Here is a 24,693-nt window from a genome sequence, read left to right as displayed (position 1 = left end):
CAGGTGGCGGGGATCGGAGGGAACGAAAGTAAACGTATCGTAGCTTCCCCAGCGCGGAGTGCAAACTAGCGCCGCTCTTGCAGCCAAGCGTCGTCGAGCGTCGCCTCGGCGCCGGTCTGCGGGGTTGTCCGCGGTTGACGGCGGCGTTGCTCGTACAGTTCGATGGTGACTTCATCGATGGTCGCTTCGGCCAAGCCGGTCATCTCGAAAGTCAGATGCATCGTGCCGGCTTCGTTGGCGGCCCGAATCAGCGAAAATTCTTGCCACTGGTCATCGGCCGCCATTTGCAGCCCCAGACGCTTGCCTCCCAGGGAATCGTAGATGGTCAGCGCGTTTTGTCCTGGAGCGATTTCGGAGCGGACCTTGACCCACCCGCGAATCAGCAGCAGTTGCCCCGGTTGCACATCTACAACAGCCGAGTCGATCTTCAGCGGCGGCGCGTCAGCCAGCACCGGCGCCAAATTGTTTTCGGCCAGCACGCCGAGACGAAGCGCGTAGTTGCCCCCCTTCACTTCACTGCTGATCAGTTCGCACTGCAGATTGATTCCCGGCATCGGTCGCTGCGTTTGCCGCCATCCGGTCGAAAGCAGAAAGCCGAGATCTTCCATGTCGCCGCCGGCGAGTCGATTGGCCGAAGGGGCCATGATCGCCAGGCGTGACTGAATCTGTAAAGCGAGCGGCAGCAAGTCATACGAAATCGTCAACGGATTGGTTACCGGCGAAAAATATTGGGCACTGGTTCGTTCCCACTGCAGCCGCTGCACTTGTTGCAAGTTGCCCATCGCGGCGGCGATTTTATTTTCGGCCTGGGCCACGCTGCCGACTTCCAGGCCTCGTTCGGCCTGGCGCAACTCGCCCCATGCTAAAGCGATTTGGGCCGTCGCGACTTGATCCCCTCCTCGCAGTTGGGCGGTCACGTCACGAGCCAGCGCGAGAGTCTGTTGGGCGATTTCATACTGCAGTTCGGTAATCCGGCGACCGTTCTCGGCAATTCGCCGCCGCATGTCGCGTAGCACGATTGGGTCTTGCGTCAGCACGATCAACGAGACCCGCGAGCGATCATCCAGGACCAGGCGTATGCCTCCATCCTGCCGCGAGTGCCCCACCGGCTGAAGATCCGAGTTGTGCAGCAGCCAAGGTTCGCTATCGGTAGGCACGCCGGGGACTTGAATCGCAATCGCTCCTTCGCGAGTCGGCGCTACCGTAAATTGATCGTCCGCCGTCGAACGGACGATAATCAACAGCTTGGCCGTCGGCGTTGACAGCAGCGTTGCTTGAATGTTTGGATAGTGGGTCGAGATCGGCGTCAATTGATCGGCGGCGGCGATCCAGGGCTCAATCAACGTTAAGCGGCGATTGGCCAATTCCAGCGCGGCGCGACGATATTCGTTGACGGGGCGCTCGTCAGCAAGCGACGATTGGCTGGAAAAGACAAACCCACGCGCTCCGCCGCATGCAGACAAAAAGAGTTGTTGCTGCAACTGGTCGGCTTCGATCGCCGCAGAGAGCTGTGGCAGCGAAGACAACGCTTCCAGCTGACGACGGGTTTCTTGCGGAAACTCGGTTTCAATGGCGCTCCAGTGCGCCGCAGACTGCGAACAGAAGAGGCTCCGTTTTTCAATCTTCTGCGGCAGGTCGGCTGGTAATGCCGAACTGCCGATCATCGGCACATCATGCAAAATGATGTCGGCAAAGCGACTATGTTCGTAGAGTGCAGTGGATGGCGCCGCCAGGATTGGACGATTATCGCGGGCATCAGCGCGGCGTACGTCGTCGGCGGTCAGCGCGAAGTCGGGAAAGTCTTCGGGGCGATTGGATGTGGGAATTTGCCACGCCAGGAGTCGCAAATAAGCGCCGTCGACGGCGCCTTGTTTCGGAGGGGGGGCAATGAAGGTCATGCCGTTGCGCTGCAAGTCGTACTGCAACCCTTCGTCCGGCTTCGTCGAGAGTCGAATCGCGTTGAAACCAAGCTGACGCAACAGCGCAAGCGGCTCTTCGTGATAATCAATCACGCGATGCGCGAGCGGTTGCTTGTCGACCAGCAGCATATTGCCGTCGCGCGAGACGACGGAACGTTGCGGCGTGCCGATTTCCTCGGCCCGCGGCGCAGCGGCTCGCAGACTGACATTGACCGTCGACTTTTCTCCCTGCGGCGCCAGTTGGCCGGTTAGCTCTAAATCGTCAAACGCGTATTCAGTGAAACCGGGGCCGGCGTATAAGTTGATGCCGACAACATCGATATACGCTTCACGCGGATCGAAAGTCGGTCCATATTGGGCGCGTAGCGCAGCGGTCCGTCGTTCGACTTCCGCCTTCAGATCTCCTAGCGTCAATTGTTGCCAGCGGCCTGCTTGTTGGTAAGTAGATCCCCCGAGAAACATCGTCGCAGGGACGCCGTTGGCGTCGGTGAAGCGGGGAAAGACGATTCGCACCACCATTTGCGCGCCGGTGCGTTCCCCTTTGAGCCAGATTGTTGGTTTCAGATCCGCAATCACGCTACTGTGCGGAACCGAGGCGCCAAACATCAATTTGCTGCCGGCGGTCGCCTCGAACGCGATCGTTTCGGCTCCCCGACCGCTGCGGGCGACCTTTTGCGTCCGCTCGTGACGAACGACGCGAAAGTCAATATCGACATCGAGCAATTGGAAGCTGGTCTGCGCCCCCTCGAAGTCCTCTTGGTACGACGCCTGCGCAGCGGCCGAAAAGGCCGAAAGAACGCCGACGATGATTCCAAGCAACAACGAATAACGCATGCAACAGCACGGATTGAAAAAGTGTGGCTAAAATGCAACATCGATGATGTCGCGCATAAAGTGGGCTTGTACCTGGATTTGCGCCCAATCGCCAGATCAATCGTGTGGTAATTTGGCAACGTGTTGTTTGAGGACCGCAAATCGGCCATTTTTATAAGTCCTTTTGCATAAAGAACTTGTGGCTTCATGTGGCGTTTTCGCGGCGGTCATGGCACGCTCGGTGCTTATAATCCCTGACGAAACCCACCGTCGCCAGTCGCCGCCAGACTTGAAGGAAAACTCACCATGAGCCAAGCACCCAAAACTGATCGCCACGAAGACACCGCTCAAGACGAATTGCCGAAAGACCTGGTCGAATTGGCGATTGCAATCGCTCAAATGCCCGGAGATGTCCGGATGAAGCTGGAGCCGATCATGAACAAAGTGATCGACAATAGCCGACGCCGACGCCGAATTTACACGCTCGTCCAAGAAGCGCTCAGCCAATTGCGGCTCGATATGAAATATCTGATGTTTGACCTCGAAGCGACCCGCCGCGAAAGAGATCAATACAAATCGGGATCAAGTGACGAATAATACCGATCGGACTTCTTTGATTTATTGGAACTCGGCCCGGCGCCGAGTTTTTTTGTCTCGGAACTGTCGGTGAGCGTGGTAACATAAGTGTAGCCAGCCTGCCTGTAGAAGTAGCGATTCGGAACAGTCGTTTGCTTCGACGTCTTGCCTCCATTAGATTGTGTGAGCCGGAACAGGCACTTTTCATACGATTTTACTTATCACGCGAGAAGAGGAAAAAGGCGCTTTCTGTGCCTTAATGCGCTATGGCCGACCTGTCTGCGGAAGAATTTGCGCAGCGTGTCCTTGATTTTGGTCTGATCGAACCCTCCCAATTGGAGGCGATTTGGGGCCAACTAGGTACGCGCGAAGTTTCTCTGGGTGAATTCCAGAATGTACTGTTGCGCCGCGAGATACTGACCAATTATCAAGTCGAACGCTTGCTAAAAGGGCTGAAGAACGGCTATTTCTACGGCAACTACAAGGTGCTGTACATGATCGGTACCGGGACATTCGCCCGGGTTTATCGAACGGTGCACAAAGACACCGGGAAAGTCGTCGCGGCCAAAGTGTTGCGCCGACGTTTTTGCGAAGACCCTAAACGTTCTGGCCAGTTCATGCAGGAAGGGGAACTCGGCAAAGCGCTGCGGCACCCGAATATCTGTCCGATCTACGAGGTCCACTCGGAAAGCAACCTGTACCAGCAGGGAACAAACTACTTTCTGATCATCGAATTTATCGAAGGACAGAACCTCCGCGATCTGCTCCGCATTCGCGGCAAGTTCAGCCCGACTGATGCGACCAAGCTGATGATCGACATCTGCAGCGGCTTGGCCTATGCATCGGAACGCGGCTTGACCCATCGCGACTTGAAGCTCTCCAACGTGCTCATCTCGAGTCGCGGGCGCGCCAAGTTGGTCGACTTTGGTCTGGCGGCGTTCGCCGAACAGGTCCAGGACGACGGCGCCGCGGCGAATCCGCGGACCGTTGACTACGCTGGTCTCGAAATGGCGACCAATGCTCCGCGGGATGATCATCGCAGCGATATCTACTTCGCAGGCGCGATCTACTATCAAATGCTGACCGGCCACGCTCCGCTGTATGAAACGCGCGATCGTCAAAAACGTCTCGCTGCGACCCGCTATACCAACTATGAGCCGATCGCCCGCATCGCGCCAGACCTACCTCGTTCGGTAGCGGCGGTTGCGATGAAAGCGATGGAGCTGAACCCCGACAAGCGATATCAGTCCGCCGCCGTCATGCTGAACGACCTAAAATTGGCCGCGCGACGTCTGGAACTGGGGGATGATGGGGCCGCCGGAGAGATTCGCGCCAAGCTCGAAGCGGAAGGGGGCGGAGGCCCCGTCGCGAAGTTCATGGAAGGGATGAACAAGACGGTCATGGTCGTCGAGCAAAACCTGGAAATGCAGGACGTGCTTCGCGATCGCTTGAAAGCGTACGGTTATCGCGTACTGGTGATCAGCAATCCCGAGCGCGCCATGGCCCGCTTTGCCGAAGAGGGAGCGCGAGCCGCCGACCTCTGCTTGTTTAGCACCGTCGATTTGGGCTCAGCCGGACTCGAAGCGTTCAATCAATTTGCGAGTGATCCGCATACGGTCAACATTCCGGCGATCTTGCTGCTCAAAGAGCGTCAGGCCTCTTGGAAGAATGACGCCAAGTTGGGCGAACATCGGGCCGTCATGCTGATGCCGATCAAAGTGCGGCAGTTGCGCATGCTAGTTCGCGAGCTTTTGAAAGAGCCTGCCGAAGAAGAAGTGGAAACGTCCTAAACCGACGCGGCGCACTACTCTCCCAAGAAATGCAAAAAGGATGGCCTGAAAGGTCATCCTTTTTTCGTGCGCATCGCGCGATCAGCGTCCGTGACGGAAGTGGTGGACGCGACGAACCGTGTTGCCATAAAAATGGCCAGGACGATTCGGACGAACCAACAGCGGCTGGGCGCGGATGGCCTGGCGCTGCGCCTCCGTCGTGGTGACCATGTCAAACCAGGCGGCTGAGCTTTCACCAGCGCTGACGAAGCAAAAGGCCATCGCGAGAACGGCCAACAAGGGAAGTTGTAGTTTTCGAAAATTCATTGGGCGTTACCTCCATAGCAAGAAAGCATCGTGACTCGAAGATAAATTAGCACATAAATAACCCGCCGTGAGGCTTTTTTACCTCGCCGCAGATCTTCACTCGATTTGCCAATTGTTCTCATCGTTATAACCTGTCGCCTTGGTAGTCGAGTAGTTTCGCTTTAGCTTCTTCGCTATCTTTTACCTGCGACGGCGGCGCTTGAAAAACGGTAAACATGGGGTATGTGATGACCGCAGAAGAACAGCAACAGCCTAAGCAATCGTCCAGCGGAAGTTTCACCGGGCTCATTTTGATACTGGTGGGTATTTTCGCAGGAGCCCTTCTGGGGCTGTTTTACGGCGAGACGATGTGGCGAGCCGCCCATGGTCCGACGAAAGCGGTCGAAACGCTGCAAAAAACGTTGGCGCAAAAAGAGCAGTTCTCGCAGCGCGAGACCGACGCTGCAGCTGCGACTGACGATCCCCAGGCCAAAGCGAAATTTGAGAAAGAAGCGGCGCGATTGGCCGCCCAAGCGGTCCAGGTCGACGCGCGGCTAAAAGAAGTGCAGGCGATCGCCGACGATACGGAGAAGCAGCGGGCCGCTGGCCAAATGTATGTCCCCGAGACGGTTTGGATGCTGACCGAGTTTTGTGGCGACGTCTTTTTGCAGATCTTGAAATTGCTGGTCATTCCTTTGGTGATTACCAGCATGATTACCGGCATCACGTCGCTAGGAGACATTCGCAAGGTTGGCCGGGTCGGCGTCTTCGCGATCACTTATTACTTCATCACTACCTCGATCGCCGTCTTGATCGGCTTGATCCTGGTGTTGGTGATTCAGCCCGGCACGAAATCCGATGATACGTTCGCTTATCAAAGCGAATCGGTCTCTGCGAAGGAGCGCGGGACGCCGGTCGAAAAGTTGTTGGAAGTGGTGCGCGGCAAACCGGGCGATCCCGGCAGCGGCATGTTTCCGGCGAACATCTTTCAAGCGGCGACTTCGACCAACGTGCTGGCGCTGATCGTCTTTGCGATTGTCTTTGGTTCGGCCCTCACCACGATCGGCGAAGAAGGAGAGATCGTGATTCGCTTCTTCAAAGCGGCGAACGAAGCGGTCATGAAGATGGTCCATCTGGTGATGATGATTGCGCCGGTCGGCATCTTTGGACTTGTCGCGTCCAATATCGCCAAGAACGGCGGCGCCGCCGGTTTTGGCGATCAAATGCAGCGCATCGGCTGGTATGTCGCGGCGGTGACGATCGGCTTGCTCTTGCACGCCGTCGTCTTGATGGTGATCGTTTGGTACTTCGGCAACAAAAACCCAATCAAGTACGCGTTGGGGATGGCGCGAGCGTTGTTGACCGCCGTCAGCACCGCCAGCAGCTCGGCCACGCTGCCGATCACGATTGAATGCGTGGAAGAAAACAACGGCGTTTCGCCGAAAGCGGCCGGCTTTGTTTTGCCGCTGGGAGCGACGATCAACATGGATGGTACGGCGCTTTACGAAGCGATCGCCGTAATTTTTATCGCGCAAAGTTTAGGTATTCAACTTGGCGTCGGCGAGCTATTAGTTATCTTCCTAACGGCTTCGCTCGCCGCCGTTGGAGCGGCAGGCGTGCCTGAAGCGGGGCTATTTACGATGGTAATTGTCCTGCAGGCGGTTGGGCTCCCAACCGAAGGTGTGGGTATCATCCTGGCGATCGATTGGTTCTTGGATCGCTTGCGCACCACGGTCAATGTGTTTGGCGATTCGATCGGCGCCGCGGTAGTTGATAATCTGGTCGTCTCCCGCGCATAATGGCGCGTACGCTCATCTCTTCTCCACTCGTCTCCTATTCGCTTCTCTCCGCGCGCCGGCAGGCGTGACGATCTCCTTCTCGCTCTCTCTTCACCATCAAAGACCAATCATGCACCGTCTGCTGTGGGCGACGTCGCTCGCCATTGCTAGCGCTATCTCTATTTCGAATCCTGCGTGGGCTCAACCGAAAGAAAAGGAAGTCAAAATCCGTGACATCTTCGGCGCTCAAGCGGAACGCCTTGTTACTGTCGCCAGCGTTGTGGATCTTGATGATATTCGGATTCGATTTGGTGACAAAACAGCGCGTGTCCGACTTGCTTCCGTCGCTCCTTTTCATGAATGGCCTGTCGCTGATAGTCCTGCATGGAACAAGAAACGGGATCAACTGAAACAGCGCGTCGTTGACCAGCTAGAGGGAAATGACTTTTACGTCAGACTCGCAATCTGTCAGTTAGAGGGGAAGCCGCCGGCGGTCTATCTAGAGGACCGCGTGACTTACCTGATCGGCCGCGAAAGCATGTGGGAGGGACTCAAGCCGGCAGAGCGCGTTGGTTGGGCGCGCACATCGCAAAATATCGACCTGGTCTATCAGGGCCTCTCCATCTATCGACCCGATTGCGAAGCTCGGCCGTATGACTTGGAGAAGCTGTTTGAAGAGGCGCAGCAAAACGCCGAGGTCTTTCGCCGTGGCCTCTGGAAGGAATACCGCTTCGCGCGGGCCGTCGAATCAACCGACGCCCAGATCCGACACTAACGCATTCACCGAGGGCAGGCGCTCTCCATCATGTGCTACGCGAAACTTGCTGCAGCGCCGTGACTTCCTTGGGCTGGTGAACGGGACAATCTGGGTCCCTCTTATTGCGATCTGCGACGGGCCGCATACGATAAGTCTAGCCAAACAGTCTCATTTTTAGGTGAAGTAGAACATGAAAGCGATGTTGCTGTCGGAATACAAGCAGTTGAACGTGGTCGAATTTGCCGAACCGGAGATCGGCGCCGATGATCTGCTTATTCAAGTCAAAGCTTGCGGCATCTGCGGCAGTGACATTCACGGCTACGATGGCAGCACTGGTCGTCGCATTCCGCCGCTGGTCATGGGGCACGAAGCGGCCGGAGTCGTTTCAAAAGTGGGCTCGGCCGTGACCGACTATCAGGTCGGCGATTCTGTGACGTTCGACTCGACGGTTTCCTGCGGCGTCTGTTTTTATTGCCGCCAAGGGCATATCAACCTGTGCGATAATCGGATGGTGCTGGGAGTCTCATGCGGCGAATATCGCCGACATGGGGCTTTCGCCGAGTATGTTTCGGTGCCGCAGCACATTTGTTATCGGCTGCCGGCTGATTTTCCGTATGAGCATGCGGCGATGATCGAAGCGGTTTCGGTCGCGGTTCACGCGGCCAATCGTGCTCCGCTGGTCTTGGGCGACACCGCGATTGTCGTCGGCAGCGGCATGATCGGACTGCTGGTCGTCCAGGCAATTCGCTTGGCTGGCGCCGCGCAAGTGATTGCGATTGATCTGGACGAAGGCCGTTTGGATCTCGCGAAAAAGCTGGGAGCGGATGTCGGCCTGAAAGCGGACGCTGTTGATGTGGCCGCCGAAGTGAAAAAACTGACCGGCGGTCGCGGCGCCGATGTCGCAATCGAAGTTGTTGGCGCGACGCGCACCATTCAAACCGCAGTCGACAGCACTCGCAAGGGAGGAGCGATCACGTTGGTTGGCAATCTTTCGCCCAAAGTCGAGATGCCGCTGCAAGCGATCGTCAGTCGCGAGTTGACGGTCTATGGAAGCTGCGCGTCAAACGGCGAGTATCCGGCCTGTATCGATTTGCTGCAGCGCGGCTTGATTCGTGTTGATCCGCTGATCACCGCCAAGATTTCGCTCGACCAAGCACCCGAGTGGTTTGCGCGACTTTACCAGGGAGAGCCGGGCGCGATGAAAGTGATCGTCGATCCGACTCTCTAGTTCAGCGGAGGCTTGCAAGGAGCGTTGAAATACAATTCGCCAAAGTTTTTTTGTGCCGGCGATTTTCATTCTGCTGGCTGCTAACGCCAGAAATAGTCGAACCGGCGCTGGGTGTTGGATAGGATAGAGGGATGTCTTAACCTCTATCAGGCCCTGTCATGCGACGACTCTTCCTGCTGCTGTTTTGTTTTCCATCGTCCTGGATCGCCCTGACCGCGATCCAGGCCGCCGATACGCAGCAGCCCAACATTCTGGTTATCTTGGCCGATGACTTGGGCTATTCCGATCTGGGCTGCTACGGCGGCGAAATCCCGACGCCCAACATTGATGCGTTGGCCCATCACGGCGTTCGCTTTACTCAGGTATATAACTCGGCTCGCTGCTGTCCCAGTCGCGCGTCGTTGATGACGGGGCTCTATCCGACGCAAGCCGGCATCGGCGACTTTACGACCGATCGACCGAATCCCGATCGTGGACCCGGTTACCTGGGACGACTCAACAAGCAGTGCGTCACATTGGCCGAAGTGCTGAAGCCGGCCGGGTATGGTTGCTACTACGTCGGCAAGTGGCACATGCATCCCGAGACCGGTCCCATCCGCCGCGGCTTTGACGAGTTCTATGGCTATACTCGCGACCATTCGCACGATCAATACGACGCCGACTACTACATTCGTTTGCCGGAAGGCCGGAAGAAAGAAATCGATCCGCCGGCCGACGACTACTATGCGACCGACGTGTTCAATGACTATGCGCTGGAGTTCATCCGCCAAGGCCAACAGAGCGACAAGCCGTGGTTTTTGTTCCTGGGGCACTCTTCGCCCCACTTTCCGGTTCAAGCGCCGGCTGCACGCGTCGACAAGTACGAAGCGATTTACCGACGCGGTTGGGACAAACTGCGGGAAGAGCGTTTCGAGCGGATGCGCAAACTGGGCCTGGCGGACGGCGATCATTGGAAGCTGAATCCTCGCTCGCTGGTGCCGGTCGATCGCGATGACATCGCCAACGGCTATGCAGGGCAAGAGAACCCGGCGTGGGATTCGCTTGATCTGCCGCGACAACGCGATCTGGCTCGCCGCATGGCGGTCTTCGCCGCGATGGTCGAAGGAGTCGACGCAGGCGTTGGCCGGATTGTCGATCACTTACAAGCGACCGGCGATCTCGACAACACGTTGATCTTGTTTCTCAGCGACAATGGCGCATGTTACGAATGGGGACCGTTCGGCTTTGACGGCGTTTCGCGCGTCGGCACAACCACATTGCGTACCGGCGACGATTTGCGCACGACGGGGCAGCGCGGCACGCATCAGTCGTATGGGAGCGGTTGGGCCAATCTGGGGAACACGCCGTTTCGGATGTACAAGCATTTCACGCACGAAGGGGGAATCAGCATGCCGCTGATCGCCCACTGGCCTACCGGTATCGGCACGCCGAACGCTTGGATCCGTCAGCCGGGTCATGTGATGGACGTGATGCCAACCCTGCTGGAAGCGACCGGAGCAACCTATCCGCAAACCTACGGTGATCGCTCAGTCACGCCGCTGTCCGGAACCAGTTTGCTGCCGGCGATACGCGGTGAAGCGTTGCCGTCGCGCTCGATTGGCTTCGACCATCAAGGGGCGCACGCATTGCGTGACGGTGATTGGAAAATCGTCTGGTCCAAGCGCATGCCCGAGAAAATCGAGTGGGAACTTTATAACTTGGCCGAAGATCGCTGCGAAACGAACGACCTGGCGGCCGCACATCCGGATCGCTTGAGAACCATGATCGCCGCTTGGAACGAGTGGGCTTGGCGCGTCGGCGTTCACTACAATCCGGCGCAAGGGAATCAGGTGGTGCGGAATATCGAGATGGATCCCCATTTTCCCATCGCCCAACGAAGCTGGATTCTTGAAGCCAACATCAACGCCCAAGCTCCTGCTGGCGTGGTCGCCGCTCAGGGAGGACGCGAGCAAGGTTACGCGCTTCACTTTGTCGACGGACATCCTGCGCTGGACGTGCGGATCAACGGTAAGGTCACTCGTTTGATCGCGAAGCAGCGGTTCGCCGGGAAGCTCCGCCTGCGAGCCGAACTCAACGCGCAGAAGATGCGACTGCAAGTAAACCAGGAAGCGGCGCTCGAGGTCGACTCGCCCGGATTGCTCCCGCTGCAGCCGAAAGACGAACTTTCGCTCGGCTACGACGCGCAATCCGCCGCCGGTGATTATGAAGCGCCAAATCCATTTTCCGGCTTGATCAGCGACTTCAAAATTCGCGCGCTGGCGAATGAGTGAGCAGCCAAAACTGCGAAACGAACGTAACGTTACGGATTCAGGGAACGTAATCCGACAATCAAGACCGGATCCACTCCATTGGTCGGATGCAAGAATTCGAGCCGCTTTAACGATTCTCCCTCTTGATATCCCAGACTGCTCAAATCGACGCCCACCGCCAGAGCTCGTGAATCAATATTGACCTGTCGCCCATGCATGAATTGCTTGTTGACGAGATCATCGACCGATGTCGTACGCTCCAACGAGAGATAGGTGCAATGCGGCAATAGATCAAGTGCGGAAGGTGAGTTGAGCCCGATATCAAACTTTTCGATCATCAGCTCAGGGCGTAACAAACGGTCATCACCAGACCGAAGGTGAACCTTGTCACCGTCGGGATCATAGACAAGCAACTGCAGATCAAAAAGCACGATGTCCGGTCCTGGAGCATTGATGATCGGCTCTTCAAATTCAACGGCCATGCAAACCGGCTGCGTTTCGCTGCTCACCGGATTGATGATGCCGGTCACCAAGCTAAAGTCCCCGTCGAGAAGCGAAAGTCGCGCTTTCCCTTCCGGAAGGGAATCTCCCATTCGCGTGCAAAAGGTGGCCGCATCGATCCTTCCCGAAAACTCGACGACGCCGGCTCGCACGAGATCTTTGCGCTCATAGACGCCGATCACGCCGTCGCGCTGAATCGTAATACTGAGCAGTTCGTTCGCCAATGAATCAATCATCGTCGCTTCATAGCTCACGACGCGATCGGGCAGCTTTTCTCGATAGGCCAGCGATCCGCTGGCAGCTTTCAGGCGACGAGGCGGGGATCCCGGATCGACCTGGGCGGCGTCTCCAACATGAAGATGCATGATCGGCTTGGATTGAGGATTTTCGAGGGCCGACATCGTTGCTTCCCCCTCGATGACGGAGAGCTGGGTCTCGCCGGTCTCGGCCACATTGACGACAAACCTGGTTCCCAAGTCCACGATTTCCGCCGAGGGACTCTGGAGCTGAAAACCTTCGGCGCCAGGCGGCGCGAACACGGAGCATTGACCGGAGCGAACCAGCAGATTCTCTTTTCCCATCGCGGAAAATACGGAGGGAGCCTGCAGTACGGCGCGAGCGCCGGAATGAAAGCGGATCGCTAGATAGCCTTGTGTCAGGATGTACTTGCGGCCAATGGTGATGCGCTGTCCCGGACTAGGAGCACCACCTTCCCCGAAGATCACGGCGCTGGCGACCTCCACGATCACAGGAGACGTGTCTTCAACTTGGCCTAGTGGAGTCGAGATTTGCGACTCGTTGGCCTTCAGTGTGAAGAAGTAAACGCCGAACAAGCCGGCTAGCAAGCAGGCGGCCAGACTCGCTGCGATGAACCTGCGTTTCCCTCTTTGGGGCGATGGCTGCGACAACCGATGTGCGATATTCGTCGTCGTGGGCACATCCTCGTCGGTTCGACTTAGTTGATCGAGATCCAAATGCATGCTCATCGCCTGCAGATAGGCGATGCGGACTTCTTCCGATTCCGCCAGCGCATTCTCCAGATCATCTTTTTGCTGCGGCGTCAATTGCCCCGCCAGGCTCGCTTCGACGAGCGGCAAAATTCGATGGAGGTCAGGATGGCTCATATTGGGCTCTCTTCGGGAAATTTTCGCCAGCGCCGTATGGCATACTATGAATCGGTTCGCAAACGTCGGGAAACGCATTTTGAGAGTCGGCGGCGGAGCAAGTACATGCGGTTATAAAAAGTTCTTGTCGAACAACCGAGTTCGTCAGCAATCGAGTCGGAAGAACGTCCTTCCCAATAAATCTGCCGCAGAAAAGATTGCTCTAACTCGGGCAGCGATTGCAAACATTTTCGCAGCGCCGCTAGTCGCTGTTCGGCCGCCTCTTGGTCAAAATTCTCTAACGAAATCGCCAGAAGTTGCTGCAGATCGGTCCGCGCTAACAGGCGGTCGGCAGCTCTTGCTCGGCGAAAATTGTAGGCTTCCAGGCGCGCGACGCCGCAGGCCCAGGAAAGAAAACTACGGGAGTGATCATAGTCGACAAACTTTTTCCACATCACAATGCTGATACGTTGGCAGAGATCCTCGGCATCGGCGATGTTGTTGACGAGCGCCGTCAGGTAAAGCATGATTTTGTCGCGATTGGCTTGCAGCAGCTGTTCAAAGTCCAGTCGCATGTTAGTTTCACGAGCGTCCAGATCCTTATCAAATTCGTCGACTTCTCGGTTCAATCCCGTCACCTTGACGCCCAAAGACGAGTAGAACTCTGACATGATCTCCCTTTCGAGGACTTCTGGCGCAAGAAGATCAAAAATCAGCGTGTTACCGTTCAGTATTAAAAGTTCGCCGCTTGCACCAACAATACTATTTCAAAACGAATCAACAACCAGAGCGTGCCTGTCCATTTTCTCCATTGGAGCGATGGCATGGATTGCTGCTCGTTACTTGTCGGTAAGCGTGAATTCGTAAAAGTTATCGCCTGGATCGACGACGAACGTCTCGCCGCTCGTCTTCACGTTCCAGTATTTTTTCGGAACTTTGTTCCAATCGTCCGGAACCGTTGCCGGCGAAATCACGAAGACTTCGTCTCCAATTTCTCCCGGCGGTTTAATATTAACGACATAGTCACCGACAAGAATATCGGAACCATTTCGCATTTCCATGGCGAACTTTCCTGATGCGTCGGTTAGCCCTGTTGCCGGAATGCCGGTTTTTACATGCAACATCACGATCGAAGAACCTTCAGGAATCGTCCCAGATCCATAAATCACGCGACCGCGAACGACACCGGTTTCTCCGGGAAGATTTGACTTGTGACCGCATCCGACCAATCCGGAGACGGTCGCGCCCGCCAAAAGGAATAAATAAACAAAGCGACTCGCATACATGGGGTCGTATCCAGTTTTCAAAGGAAGGAATACTGATATAGAGTCTGCTTGGCAAGTTGCGTCACGGATGAACTGGAGCATGCGCGTCAGTCGTCAACACCAACAGCTTCGGGACATGCTCCACTCGAACTTTCCAAATAAACTCGAACCGAATAATTGCTTTCATCTGTCCGGATGAGGTTCACTCTGCGACCGATGTAACGGCAACAAAGGATGGTTGTGTCGTTCTCTCGAATTGCTCTAACCAACCGCAAGCAGCTTGGGCGAGTCCTTCATGACCACCTTCAAAAATCGTGAGACGAGCGGGGCCTGCCTGTCGTCGCATTTTGATGTCTCGACCATAGTCGGAATCGACGAGCGTATCCTGCGGCAGAGGAACATCGAGCTCGGCATGATCCCAAAGTTGTTGCATTTCGATTTCGCTCACGAGGTCGGCATTTCTGCTCGCGGCAAATTTGTTAAACAGTCGAACCGAGTGTTGGAAAGGGACCGCTCCTGTCTGCCCGTCATGAACTCCGGCGGCGATGTCGAGCGGTAAGTCGCCCAATTGCGTGATCCAGTGAATGGGGGACCTTTCGTAATATTCCGCATCTACCTCTGCGCTCTCGCCCGGAGATCCGCCGCAGCTTTTGGCGATCATTTGCGCGTATCGTTTCGGTTCGCCATCGACGCAATGGTCTTGATACCACTGCGTCAGATCACTAATCCCCACCCAAGTCGAAACTGCCGTAAACCGCTCAGGATGGCGCGATGCCATTAACATCGCCATGTGACCACCCCCGGAAGCGCCCGCCAAATAGATGCGTTGCGGATCTGCACCAAGTTTTCGAATTGCAAAATCAACGCTGTCCAAAATATCCGCGCGAGCGGCTGGTGAGCCGCAGGCCAGCGGATCATTGTTGGGACCGCGGAAATTGGGTTCGACAAATATCCAGCCCCGCTCCAGCGTTTCGTCCAGCCAAGCTTGTTTATGAAGCCGATAGTCGCTGCTCCAAGAGTGAAGAAAAATCAGTACAGGTCGAGCGCCCTCGGTTTGCATTTCAGGCAATGCATATCGCAACGGTTGCGCAGTGCCGTCAAAAGAACTGTCAAATTTCGCTTCGACATACAAGTTGTCGGCGGTTCGTTGCAACTCTTCCGGCGTCGGGTCCTCTGATTTTTCTGGCAAAGTCATCAAAGCGTTGGGCGTCATGCTGACGCCGCATCCGCTGCCCAAAAATAGTGCAAAACAAACAAAGAAACGATGGTGTCGTCTGCGCGGGTGAGCAGCGCCAAATAGCATGAAAGCACCAGTCAATATTGAGTTATCAAAGGTGGAGAAGCGTAGGGAATCGCCGCGTATGGTCGAGCGGATGATGCGTGGAAAGCGTGTCAGAAAAGGGGCGCTCACTCGCCCCTCAACTGAAAAAGCAGGAAGTCTGTGCGTACTAAAAACTGCCTAACACTTTCCCATCATCTCGTGTTGCAAGTAGCTTGAGCGTCGTGAGATTGAGGTTTTCGCTGAGGAAGCGAACGGAGCCATCGCTGACCGCTACTTGGGCTCCGCCTGGATGCGCCGAGAAAATCCCATTGTTGAGGCCGTCATTATTTTTGACGCCGGTAAGTGCGAGCGTGGAGCCGTTGATCGGATACATGATCGTCGTGGTGTTGAAAGTTCTTTCGCTGAATCCAAATGCGGTTTTATTGATTCCGCACATGAATCCTTGATGGTTATTGATCGTGGCGGTTTTGTTGCCGCTCGTGTCCGCGACAAAATCGGATTGCTCTCCTACGATGATCGTATTGGACAGCCCATCCGTCGCATCGCGCATCTTCACTGCTTTGAGAGGAGTCAGCATCCCGCCGATAGAAGCGACGCCGCTTTGGTAGCCGACCCATTCGCGGGTCGTAGAATTCGCCGAAAACCCGAGCATGTCATTGGCTGCGCCGGAGATGCCCGTGTATTGGGGGCAAGTGATTGTGTACGTATAGCCAGAACTTCGGACCGCCTGCAAGGGACTCGAAGGGCAGATCATCGCGGTGATTTCCTTGTCGTTCACAATGGGACCGTTAACGGAATGCCCGTCATAAGCGCCGCCACCGCCGCTCGATAGGCTGCCTGGATGGTTACCGACAACCGTCAATTGATCGGAGAGATTTCCTTGCTCGATGAAGGGGAGCATTCCTAACCACCAAGAGACGCCAAAACCGGGGTCCGCTAGATTACCCGAGGAATGCCGCGAACCAATCGGGAACGACAAATACGTGTCATGGTAGTTGTGCAATCCCAGCGCGATTTGCTTGAGATTGTTTTGGCAAGACATACGTCTCGCGGCTTCGCGCGCTTGCTGGACCGCCGGTAGGAGTAGTGCGATCAAGACGCCGATGATGGCGATGACGACGAGCAGTTCGACCAGAGTAAATCCGGAACGGCCCCTAGATTTGCTGCGAGACATGCGTATTCCTCGAGAAAAGAACAGAAAAGGTGGTATGAAAAGAGCGCTGGATCAACGCCGGCAGGTGAGATGGTATCAACACCTCATCCGTCCATTGGTCGTCGAAAAACTTGCGAGTTCATGGCAGAAAATCAGAAATCCCCTTTTTTTGAGAAATTAACCGGGGATTAGATTTACATACTAAAATCGGCTGATGTTTGCTCTGACAGGAAAACTTCCTCCCTTAGTGCGGGTCTAAATGGCTCGATGGAATGGGTTGCAGCAAAAGTTTTCGAAGATTGCGCCATGAACAACCGGTGTGGAGGAACGACTAGGAGTAACCCGCCTACTTTGCCTTTGCGGCCGCGAAGGCCACTTTGGCTCTTGCCGTCTCCCAAGTAATGCTGAAATAACAATGCCCATGGTATTTCGAATTGCTTTACTGCTGGTTCTGTCGCTGCCGGTTTGCACTGCCGCGGCGGAGCCGCCTGATTTTGCTCAAGAGGTTCTGCCGATTCTCTCGGCGCGTTGTTTCGCGTGTCATGGTCCCGACACGGAAGTTCGTGAAGCCGGTCTCCGTCTCGATGTTCGTAAGGATGCAATCCGTGCGCTTGATAGCGGGGTCGCCGCCATTGTTCCCGGTTCTTCCGACGAGAGTGAGCTGATCCAGCGCGTGTTCACTAGTGACGAATTTTCGCAAATGCCGCCGCCGGAGACCGGAAAATCTTTGACCACCCAAGAGAAAGAAATCCTGAAGCGTTGGGTCGAAGATGGCGCTCCCTACGCCGAACATTGGTCCTTCCAAACCGTGCAACGTCCTGAATTGCCAAACGTTGGCGGCGACGATTGGCCGCGCAACGAGATCGATCATTTCGTCCTTGCCCGACTCCAGTCCGCAGGCATGTCGCCAAGTCCGCAAGCTTCACCGCAAACATTGATCCGGCGACTGTATCTTGATTTAATTGGGCTCCCTCCCCCCTTCGAAGCGGTTCAGCGCTTTGTCAAAGACCCCAGCGATCAGGCTTACGAGCGCATCGTGGATGAGCTGCTTGCATCCGAGCACTTTGGAGAGCGTTGGGGTCGGCATTGGCTGGACCTGGCTCGATACGCCGACAGCAATGGCTATTTGGGAGACGAGCTGCGGCCAGACGCTTGGCGCTATCGCGATTGGGTAATCACGGCGATCAACAACGATCTGCCGTACGACGAATTCACGATCGAGCAGATCGCCGGGGATTTGCTTGATGATTCGACGATGTCGCAGCAGATCGCGACCGGCTTCCACAGCAACGCGATGAAGAATACGGAAGCAGGCGTCGACAAAGAAGCGGATCGCGTTATTCAGACCGTGGATCGACTAAGTACGGTTGGAACCATCTGGCTGGGCTTAACGGTTGGTTGTGCGGAATGCCATACGCACAAATTTGATCCGATCACGCATCAAGAGTTCTATCAGCTATACGCGTTCTTCAATAACCTGGAGCCCAAGAAGCTGGTGCTCGGTTATCGCGACGGAAAGTCGGAAAAGCCTGCGGTAATTGAAAAACGGGAACAACAGCTGCAAAAAATCGCCAACCGCATTCGTCACCAGGAAGAGCTGCTCGGTCCTGCTCAAAGCGCTTTGCTCGACCAGTTTTTGGTTACCCTCTCCAAGCCGACCAGTCGTCGTACGGAGAGTGAAAAAGAAGCGCTCGAACATTGGTTGGCCGATTTGCAAACCGATACCAATGAGCTGTTAACCGAATACGAATCGCTGACCAGCCAGAGGCCAGAACCGGTCGAGATGATCGCTCAGGCGATGCAGGAGTCTTCGAAACCACGGAAGACGCACATCCACTATCGCGGAGATTTCAGGCAGCCGACGCAACGGGTCTATCCTGCGACGCCGCAATTTTTGCCTCCGCTGGAACAGCGACACGAAGTCGCCGATCGACTCGACTTGGCGCGCTGGCTGGTCGACCCCAAGCATCCTTTGACTTCGCGAACAGCCGCGAATCATCTTTGGCAACATTTGTTTCAGGAAGGCTTGTTCCGCACGGAAGAAAATTTGGGCGTCGCCGGCGATCCTCCCACGCACCCAGAACTGCTCGACTGGTTGGCGAGTGAGTTGGTGAAGAACGACTGGAGCAGGAAAGCGCTGATCAAGCAGATTGTCCTCTCTGCGACTTATCAGCAAAGCTCGCAAATGACGGATCAACTGCAAAAACGCGATCCGGATAATCTTTTGTTAGGCAGACAATTTCGTTGTCGCTTGGAAGGGGAAATCATTCGCGACCTTGCTCTCTCGTCCAGTGGGCTGCTCAATCCAAAAATCGGCGGTCCTAGCATTCGGCCGCCGATGAACAAACGCCTGACTTCGATCAGTCGCAATCAGGGCTGGGATGTCAGCAAAGGGGACGAGCAGTACCGGCGAGGACTTTACATTCTCTTTCGCCGCGCCACTCCGTTTCCGATGTTGACGACGTTTGACAGTCCCGACTCTACCTCGTCCTGTCCGTCACGAGAGTTCTCCAACTCTCCCTTGCAATCTTTGGCGCTGCTTAACGACCCCGTATTTTTTGAGTGTGCTCAGCAGCTAGGAAATCTGGTTTCCCAGCCTGACCTCGATCAAGGAGACGCTTGGATTCAGCTCGCATTTCAACGCACTCTCTCGCGTTCTCCTTCTCCGGATGAAATGAGACTGGCGCAAGCGTTTCATGCAGATCTGTTGCATTCCCTCGAAAAATCCGACACGTCGGCGCTCCAAGCGATCGTCAATCAGCCGGTCCCCAAACGGAGTCTGCAGCAGCAAGCCGCACGCGTACTCTTTGTACGCAGCCTGATGAACCTGGATGAATTCATCACGCGCGAATAAACTCTTTCCAGCCCCGATGGGAACTCATGGACCTCAATCAACTTCAATCCGCTTGCCAGCTTTCGCGACGTAATTTTCTCTTCCAATCGTTGTGGGGAGTCGGCGCCGTTACGATGGCGGACCTGTTGAAAACCGAAGGTCTCGCTCAGGATTCGTCTCCTCGGCTCGATTCGGATCCGCTGGCTGCGAGAAAGCCGCATTTCGCCGCGCGCGCCAAACATTGCATCTACATCTATCTAGAGGGAGGTCCGAGTCAGATGGACCTCTACGATCCCAAGCCAACTTTGAACCGGCTTGATGGCCAGCCGTTGCCCGAGTCGCTGCTCAAGAATATGCAGTTTGCGTTTCTCCAAAAAGAAACCGCCCGCATCATGGGAACCCCGCGAAAGTTTGCGAAGCATGGCGAGTGCGGCATGGATTTTTCTGATTTGCTGCCCCATTTGGCGACGTGCGCCGATGACCTTTGCATGATTCGTTCGGTCCATTCGGATCAGTTCAATCATGTGCCGGCCCAACTGCTGATGAATTGCGGCTCGGCAATCGCCGGGCGACCCAGCCTGGGGTCATGGCTCTGTTATGGACTCGGGAGCGAATCGCAAGATCTTCCGGCTTACGTTTCGCTGGTGACCACCGGTCGAGGCATCCCCGGCGGCTCGGCGAGTTGGTCGAGCGGATTTCTGCCCTCGTCTTACTCAGGCGTTTTGTTTGGAAACGAAGGTGAAACCGTCAACAACATTCGGAATCCAGCCGGAATTACGCCGCAGTTGCAGAAGTCGTCAGTGGACTTCATCAACAATCTGAATCGGTTGCGAACCGCCGACACCGGCGACTCCGAACTTGCTAGTCGCATCAAAGCGTACGAACTCGCATTTCGACTTCAGTCGTCGACGCCGGAACTGACCGATTTGTCCGGGGAAACGCAAGCGACGCTCGACATGTATGGCTTTGATCGGGACGAACCCAAGATCAAAAGTAATCGAGGAGGCAAAGGATTGTTTCGTGCCTTCGCTTACAACTGCCTGCTCGCGCGGCGGATGATCGAACGCGGAGTCCGCACCGTGAACGTCATTCATTCTTCGTGGGATCATCACTCACGATTGGATCCCGAATTGGCGCACAACTGCGAGATGGCCGATCAACCGATTGCGGCGCTGATTAAAGATCTAAAACAGCGCGGCTTGCTGGAAGATACGTTGGTGATCATCGGGTCGGAGTTTGGTCGAACTCCCTTGGGAGAAAATAGACCAGGCTACAAGAAGGTCACAGGACGTGATCACCATCCTGGCGCTTTCACCGTTCTCATGGCCGGCGGCGGGATCAAGCCGGGTTGCATCTTTGGCGAATCGGACGAAATTGGCTGGAGCGTCCAACAGAATCCGGTTCACGTACATGACCTGCACGCAACCGTTCTGCATCTCTTTGGCCTTGATCACACGCGCCTGACCCATCGTGTCCAGGGGCGTGATTTCCGTTTAACCGATGTCGCCGGCCGAGTCGTCCAAGAGATCATTTCCTGACCCCTGTCGCAAAGCAGCGAACCCAGCGTCGCCGTTAACCGACAATTTCACTCACATCGATTTGATGAAGTTGGCGGCTGCCGGTGTGGGGTGAGTCGATGACCACCGATCTGCCATCGTTGCTGCTGCGGGGATGGGTGTCGCAGCGCCACTCGCCTGTGTACTGCGGAGGCGAATGGAAATGTCCTAGCCATTCGCGACGACCGGAGGGGACGTGGTACAAGTAGGGATTCTGCTCACGATTTTTTTTGCTGGGGTAGGTATCGTTGAGTATCCACTCGTTGTCGGTATTAGGTAGATAAGTGTTGTGTCCGTTCACGGTCATCACGCCTTCTCCAACCACCTGCAGTTCTTGGGTTTGGTCCCGCAATAGATAGAAAGCGGCCGGTTTGCCTGCCGGTTTTGTCCAGGCGCAAATGTGGTTGTTGTCACGCCAAACGAAGTGGGACGTTTCGCCGGACGGGTCCAAAATGTATCGCTCGCTTCCATCCATGCCTACGGTAAACATCCGTGTGGTGAAACGTCCTGTTGGCTCCGCATCGGGGCCGTCGCCGGTGCTGTCTCGCCAGCGATGCAAGACGATCAGACGCGAACTGTCGGGACTGACAAGCAAGTGATTGAAATAGTTCCATTTGTCGCGGAGCGATTTGCCCTGGTGATCGATACTCGCCGCATCGGCCAAGGAGAAAATGAGGTGGGATTCCCCCGTATCCATATTCATTTTCCAGATGCCGGAGTCTTCCGGCGCACGCTGTTGAGAACAGGGGTCGTTCAAACCAACGTACCCATAGCCTGGCCGCATCCGCTGGATTCGCGAAAAGTCGGCTGTGATCGCCCATTTGCCGTCGCCGCTGAGCGCGTAAATTGGCCGAGGTAATGTTTTGAGTTCGCGCGTATGGACATCCAAGATACGGCAGACGTGTTGGTCCCCCTCGCGATCGTTCCAGACAACTTCCGATGCCGAATTTGGACGCCACTGCAGCATGCAACCTTGTTGCCATCCCCACGCTCGGCTATCGCCTAAGCGAATCCACTTGTCATCCGCTTGCGTATCAACCATGCCGACACGAATCACATCGTCGGCGTGAGGCGTGCGGTGCTCAAACGCAACTTCGTTCGACAAGACGTACCGATTCGTCGGATCGAACTCTAGCTTGTCGTAGTAGCCAAACCAATGGTGAAGCGGGCCTTGCGTAATGGCGCGAACCGGGGGCAACTTCTCTTTTGATTCTGCAGCGCCACATCGACTGGCGGAGGGAAGCGAAGCGGCGGCGCCGATAATTTGTAATGCTCGGCGACGAGAAATAGGAGTGCTCATGCGACTTGCTCTTTCGCGTTGTTCGGCAGGGATGGAGAGTTGGACCTTCTCACATGCGCTGGATGGGAAAATCAGCCCCTTCTCATTCTAGTCAAAGGGCAAGTTACTTTTATTCCAACAGCGATATATTACAAGGGATCACCTGACGTGCAGCCAATTTTTCGCCTCCCGCGCGAGCTTCCACGTTTTTGAAGTCGCGCCTCTGGCTGGTGTCAAGATTTTTGGTTGAAGTCGCCATTTGTGTTGGTACATTGTTGCCATGGCGATTGGTCGCTTTTCGCGGCGAGATGCTATGTCACGGCATTGGAATGCGCCGTCCCCACTCACAAAGGGACGCCGAATATTCTGGGAGCTTCAGTAACGGCTAGACTCGGTACGACCGAGCGGCGACTGCGCGACTAGCCTCGGCAGCCCAATATCGAAGCAAGGAAATTCCGTGATCGAGCATACGGTTACGTTTCGACTGAAACCGAGCCTAGAGCCGCAGATCGTCAGCGACTTTATGCAGGTCGCCAGCGAACTGGCGAACATCCCTGGGGTGCAAGAGTTCGCCATCCGTCGCCAGGTCAGTCCGAAATGCGCGCATTCGTTCGGAATCACGATGAAGTTCGATAGTCAGGCGACGTACGATCACTATAGTTCGCATCCGATGCACGAAGCGTTTGTGAAAAACTATTGGTTAAAACATGTCGAGGATTTCCAAGAGGTCGATTTTTTGCCGCTGGATTAATGCTCTTCCAGGGTTTCAACCTCAATTTTGGAGGGAGCGAAATGGCGTGTCATCTGCAAAGGACGTTGATCGTAGCGGCTTTGTTTTTCTACGGACTCGTCATGACTTTCCGGTCGGCCTTGGGGGAAGAGCGTCCGAATGTGCTGTTCATTTCAGTCGATGACCTACGCCCTGAACTGAATTGTTATGGGCAAGAACAGATCCACTCTCCAAATATCGATAAGTTGGCGAGTCAAAGCGCGCTATTCGAGCGAGCCTATTGCATGGTTTCCGTTTGCGGGGCTTCGCGAGCAAGCATGCTCACGGGAATTCGCCCAACGCCGCAACGTTTCACTTCCTGGACAGCCCGAGCGGATGAAGAGGCTCCGGGGATTGTCACCATGAACGCTTGGTTTAAGAACCACGGCTACCATACGGTTTCGTTAGGAAAAATCTTCAATGACGCAGACGACAGCGCTGCAGGATGGAGTACGCAGCCGTGGCGTTTGAACGACGAAAAGTGGCCTTGGTACGCGGAGCCGGAGAATCAACTGCTACATCGAAAGCGTGGAGCACAAGAGCCACGCAATCGCGGCCCCGCCTGGGAAGCGGCTGATGTGGCTGATGACGCCTATCTGGATGGGCAAACGGCAATCAAGGCGACAGCGGAACTGCGGCGACTCGCCCAGCGACAGGAACCGTTTTTTCTCGCAGTCGGTTTCTTCAAGCCGCACCTTCCTTTCAATGCGCCGAAAAAGTACTGGGACCTGTATCCACGAGAGGCAATCGCTCTCTCGGAGAACGCCTCCGCTCCGCGAGGCGCTCCCCGAATTTCGCTTCACAATTGGGGAGAAATGCGGCGTTATTCAAACATCCCGCGAAAAGGCGCGGTCGATGATGAGACGGCCCGAAGTTTAATTCATGGCTATTTTGCCTGCGTCAGTTATATCGACGCATTAGTCGGGCAGGTGCTTCACGAACTCGAACGTCTAGATCTCTCGGACAAGACCATCGTCGTATTGTGGTCGGACCACGGTTGGAACCTGGGCGAGCATACGCTTTGGTGCAAACATAGTTGCTATGAAACTTCCATGCGGATTCCTCTGCTGGTCCGGCTTTCCAAGCAACGAGCGGCGCTGCGCATCGTCCAGCCGGTTGAATCGATCGCCCTCTATCCAACCTTATGCGAATTGGCTGGCCTGCCCCTCCCCGAACATTTGCAGGGCTCTAGTCTTGTGCCGCTATTAAATGGTTCGACCGAAGACGCCAATGCAATCGCAGTCGGTCGATATGGGCAAGGCGATACGATCCGTTCCGCCCAATATCGCTATACCCAATACAGCCGCGTTGATGGAAAACAGCTCGGTGAAATGCTTTATGACCATGAAACGGATCCCGATGAAAATCAGAATGTAAGCGGCAAGCCCTCTTATGGCGAAGCTCTGCAGCATTTGCAAAAACGGTTGCGAGAGACGACTCGAAAATGATTCAGGGCCAGAAGCGCGACGCTAATTCTGGACTTGGTGATAACGGAGCGTGGTGGTGATTGGCCAAATTCATCGACCCAATCTCTGGCGATAAAGCATCGTGTAAAGC

General features: G+C 55.5%; 18 protein-coding genes. 10 read left to right on the top strand and 8 right to left on the bottom strand.

The window, feature by feature from the left end; all coding sequences use genetic code 11:
* Positions 1–65: 65 nt before the first annotated feature.
* Positions 66–2,753: a hypothetical protein gene (locus M4951_RS24190; protein WP_262024165.1), complete on the bottom strand. Its 2,688-nt coding sequence runs from the start codon at positions 2,751–2,753 to the stop codon at positions 66–68.
* A 285-nt stretch (positions 2,754–3,038) separates the two neighbouring features.
* Between M4951_RS24190 and M4951_RS24185 the strand changes: the two genes are divergently transcribed.
* Together M4951_RS24185 and M4951_RS24180 are read left to right on the top strand one after the other, a co-directional pair.
* Positions 3,039–3,329: a transcriptional regulator gene (locus tag M4951_RS24185; protein WP_262024164.1), complete on the top strand. Its 291-nt coding sequence runs from the start codon at positions 3,039–3,041 to the stop codon at positions 3,327–3,329.
* A 245-nt stretch (positions 3,330–3,574) separates the two neighbouring features.
* Entirely contained in the window at positions 3,575–5,098 is a 1,524-nt protein-coding gene (locus M4951_RS24180; protein WP_262024163.1) for a protein kinase domain-containing protein, read from the top strand.
* Between the two features lie 81 nt (positions 5,099–5,179).
* On the opposite strand, the gene M4951_RS24175 is transcribed toward M4951_RS24180, so the two are convergent.
* A complete protein-coding gene (locus M4951_RS24175; protein ID WP_262024162.1) occupies positions 5,180–5,404 on the bottom strand; it encodes a hypothetical protein in 225 nt (74 codons plus the stop codon).
* Positions 5,405–5,631: 227 nt separating this feature from the next.
* Between M4951_RS24175 and M4951_RS24170 the strand changes: the two genes are divergently transcribed.
* From M4951_RS24170 to M4951_RS24155, 4 genes are all read left to right on the top strand, one after another.
* Positions 5,632–7,182, top strand: coding sequence for a dicarboxylate/amino acid:cation symporter (locus M4951_RS24170; RefSeq protein ID WP_262024161.1), 1,551 nt, complete (start codon positions 5,632–5,634; stop codon positions 7,180–7,182).
* 109 nt (positions 7,183–7,291) lie between these two features.
* Positions 7,292–7,936 carry a hypothetical protein gene (locus tag M4951_RS24165; protein ID WP_262024160.1) on the top strand — a complete coding sequence of 215 codons (645 nt, stop codon included), beginning with the start codon at positions 7,292–7,294 and terminating at the stop codon, positions 7,934–7,936.
* Positions 7,937–8,108: 172 nt separating this feature from the next.
* Positions 8,109–9,146 carry a zinc-dependent alcohol dehydrogenase gene (locus tag M4951_RS24160; protein ID WP_262024159.1) on the top strand — a complete coding sequence of 346 codons (1,038 nt, stop codon included), beginning with the start codon at positions 8,109–8,111 and terminating at the stop codon, positions 9,144–9,146.
* A 158-nt stretch (positions 9,147–9,304) separates the two neighbouring features.
* Positions 9,305–11,416, top strand: coding sequence for an arylsulfatase (locus M4951_RS24155; RefSeq protein WP_262024158.1), 2,112 nt, complete (start codon positions 9,305–9,307; stop codon positions 11,414–11,416).
* 29 nt (positions 11,417–11,445) lie between these two features.
* Here M4951_RS24155 and M4951_RS24150 read toward each other — a convergent pair whose 3' ends face one another.
* The 5 genes from M4951_RS24150 to M4951_RS24130 form a co-directional block, all read right to left on the bottom strand.
* Positions 11,446–13,020, bottom strand: a complete 1,575-nt coding sequence (locus M4951_RS24150; protein WP_262024157.1) for a FecR domain-containing protein — start codon at positions 13,018–13,020, stop codon at positions 11,446–11,448.
* Between the two features lie 44 nt (positions 13,021–13,064).
* The gene (locus tag M4951_RS24145) at positions 13,065–13,670 is read right to left on the bottom strand and encodes a sigma-70 family RNA polymerase sigma factor (protein ID WP_262024156.1); all 606 of its coding nucleotides are present in this window, start codon (positions 13,668–13,670) and stop codon (positions 13,065–13,067) included.
* A gap of 168 nt (positions 13,671–13,838) precedes the next feature.
* Positions 13,839–14,285, bottom strand: coding sequence for a carboxypeptidase-like regulatory domain-containing protein (locus M4951_RS24140; protein WP_262024155.1), 447 nt, complete (start codon positions 14,283–14,285; stop codon positions 13,839–13,841).
* A 181-nt stretch (positions 14,286–14,466) separates the two neighbouring features.
* Positions 14,467–15,477, bottom strand: a complete 1,011-nt coding sequence (locus M4951_RS24135; protein ID WP_262024154.1) for an alpha/beta hydrolase family protein — start codon at positions 15,475–15,477, stop codon at positions 14,467–14,469.
* Between the two features lie 235 nt (positions 15,478–15,712).
* Positions 15,713–16,720 (bottom strand): DUF1559 domain-containing protein, encoded by a 1,008-nt coding sequence (locus tag M4951_RS24130; RefSeq protein WP_262024153.1) that lies wholly within the window; start codon positions 16,718–16,720, stop codon positions 15,713–15,715.
* A gap of 400 nt (positions 16,721–17,120) precedes the next feature.
* Here M4951_RS24130 and M4951_RS24125 point away from each other — a divergent pair, with 400 nt between their 5' ends.
* Both M4951_RS24125 and M4951_RS24120 read left to right on the top strand, forming a co-directional pair.
* Positions 17,121–19,553, top strand: coding sequence for a PSD1 and planctomycete cytochrome C domain-containing protein (locus M4951_RS24125; protein ID WP_262024152.1), 2,433 nt, complete (start codon positions 17,121–17,123; stop codon positions 19,551–19,553).
* A gap of 26 nt (positions 19,554–19,579) precedes the next feature.
* Positions 19,580–21,070 carry a DUF1501 domain-containing protein gene (locus tag M4951_RS24120; protein ID WP_262024151.1) on the top strand — a complete coding sequence of 497 codons (1,491 nt, stop codon included), beginning with the start codon at positions 19,580–19,582 and terminating at the stop codon, positions 21,068–21,070.
* 34 nt (positions 21,071–21,104) lie between these two features.
* Here the strand turns inward: M4951_RS24120 and M4951_RS24115 are convergent, their stop codons facing one another.
* Positions 21,105–22,388, bottom strand: coding sequence for a hypothetical protein (locus M4951_RS24115; protein WP_262024150.1), 1,284 nt, complete (start codon positions 22,386–22,388; stop codon positions 21,105–21,107).
* Between the two features lie 436 nt (positions 22,389–22,824).
* Here M4951_RS24115 and M4951_RS24110 point away from each other — a divergent pair, with 436 nt between their 5' ends.
* Both M4951_RS24110 and M4951_RS24105 read left to right on the top strand, forming a co-directional pair.
* Complete coding sequence (locus M4951_RS24110) at positions 22,825–23,118, top strand: Dabb family protein (protein WP_262024149.1); 294 nt, start codon at positions 22,825–22,827, stop codon at positions 23,116–23,118.
* A 101-nt stretch (positions 23,119–23,219) separates the two neighbouring features.
* Positions 23,220–24,584: a sulfatase gene (locus M4951_RS24105; protein WP_262024148.1), complete on the top strand. Its 1,365-nt coding sequence runs from the start codon at positions 23,220–23,222 to the stop codon at positions 24,582–24,584.
* Positions 24,585–24,693: the final 109 nt, after the last annotated feature.

The sequence above is a fragment of the Blastopirellula sp. J2-11 genome, assembly GCF_024584705.1.
GTDB lineage: Bacteria > Planctomycetota > Planctomycetia > Pirellulales > Pirellulaceae > Blastopirellula.
Note: the sequence above shows the minus strand (reverse complement) of the source record. Positions and strands in the feature narration are given on the sequence as shown.